The 1,758-nt window shown below is 42.2% G+C and carries 2 protein-coding genes; both read right to left on the bottom strand.

Annotated elements, in window-relative coordinates; translation table 11 throughout:
- Positions 1-217: 217 nt before the first annotated feature.
- Complete coding sequence (locus F6K53_RS39925) at positions 218-619, bottom strand: hypothetical protein (RefSeq protein WP_293085578.1); 402 nt, start codon at positions 617-619, stop codon at positions 218-220.
- A gap of 389 nt (positions 620-1,008) precedes the next feature.
- On the bottom strand, positions 1,009-1,758 hold a 750-nt coding region (locus F6K53_RS39920), incomplete at its 5' end, for a DMT family transporter (RefSeq protein ID WP_293085575.1).

Below are 1,758 nucleotides of genomic sequence, written 5' to 3'. Positions count from 1 at the left end.
TTACAATTTTAAAATACCACTTTGCCAGATTCTGTCAGACCTCTGAAGAGGTGACTAAATAGCCGGAAACCCTTTACGTTTAGAGCTTACTGAGTCATTGCAGACTTTCTAGGAGCATCCCAATTTGGAATAAACATACCACATTAAGCTGTATTAACGCGATGTTAATGCCCATATAAAAAGATATATTTTTCAAAATGGGATGCTCCCGAGTTTATTAATTTTTATTGGCAGCAAATACGTTAACCAATTTGACCACTGGTGAAGGTCTATGATAGAATGTCCAATGCTGCGGAGACTCTGTTATAGCGTCAGTGTTGGATATTTTCAGCCTTTTTGTGATGTCTTCACTATTGGAAAACGTGGCTAAGTAAGTTGTTATTTCCCTAGCGCTGTAAGTAACCGAATCATCATCATTTTCTATTTGGCCGTTTCTATCTCCTGGAGCATCATTTTTCAAAAGAAGAAATGAGATATGGTTAGGGGGAGCAATAAGTTCCACATATTGCGTCGGCAAAAGATCACGGTCACAAAATGAGTGTAGAGTTAAGTCACATATTTCCATCTCAGTTTCACTACTCGCCAGGGCATTCATGGTATTGATCGTTAGCAGTAGCATACAGGTTACTAACGTTACACAACAAGTTTTGATCATTTTTTTCATTTATTTTTTGCTTATCCTACTTCTGGCAGACTGTAGTAAATTAAATAATTTTTTAGCACTACCAGGTTGTCTACCTGAAAGTTAAGCTAAAAAACCTCTTTATTGGAGGCTAAACTCTATCACTATTAGACTTTTATAAGTATAAACGACTTGTGCGATTTTAAAACCACTCGCTGCAAATAAATCCTTATATTCTTGTTCCGTGCGCCAGTAACCCCTTAGTAGCTCAGAATACCTATTCCTTTTAATTCTGGTTAGTCTCTTACAGACCTGGCGGGAGTGACATGCAAGCTGCAATCCTTCAACTAACCTTGGCCAAAAGGCCACGCTACGCGAACAACCAACTAACCTTCAACCTCTTTTCTCAAATTAGATCCAAAAACCGCTACTGCCACCCCAACTAACAACACCACGGCACCTACCAGCACCAATACTCCTGGCACTTCCTGAAAAATCAGATAGCCCAAAAAGCAAGCACCAACGGGTTCAAACAAAATAGCCAGGGTCACCAGGGTAGGATTAATCCAGCGTACCAACCAGTTAAAACTGGTATGTCCTACCATTTGGGGGAACACTGCGATTAACAAGATGTAGACGTAAACCGCTACCGGATAACTGAGATAACTGACACCCCAGAGTAAGGATAACAGTAACAACACCAACGCCCCCATAGTGTAGGCGAAAGCACTATAGCTACCGAGACTCAAACCCCGCTGCTGTGCTTCACGTCCCCAAAGTACATACAAACTTGCTATCACTGCTGCCATCAATGCTAGAGAATTCCCCAACAGAGGATTACTGCCACCACTGAGAGAACCCCCATCCCCCAAAGTAATCAAGACAGCACCTACAAAGGCCACACCAATTCCCAAAACCGTCAGCCTAGTTAGTTTTTCCTTCAACCAGAGCCAAGAAACTAGAGCAACCCAAATCGGAGTTGTGGTAACTAAGGTAGTAGATGCCGCAATGGAAGTAAAAGACAAGGAAGTAATCCAAGTCACAAAGTGTAGCGCTAAACAAACACCAGCCCCACTGCCATAGACTAATGCACCTGGACCTAGCTGAGCTTGCCTGAGATTGCGCCAAGCTGGTAA

The organism is Moorena sp. SIO4A1, from assembly GCF_010672065.1.
In the GTDB taxonomy this organism is placed as follows: Bacteria; Cyanobacteriota; Cyanobacteriia; order Cyanobacteriales; family Coleofasciculaceae; genus Moorena.
Note: the sequence above shows the minus strand (reverse complement) of the source record. Positions and strands in the feature narration are given on the sequence as shown.

Excerpts from the sequence above, each read along its gene's own strand:
- F6K53_RS39925 (WP_293085578.1), bottom strand. The coding sequence starts at position 619 with ATGCTACTGCTAACGATCAATACCATGAATGCCCTGGCGAGTAGTGAA.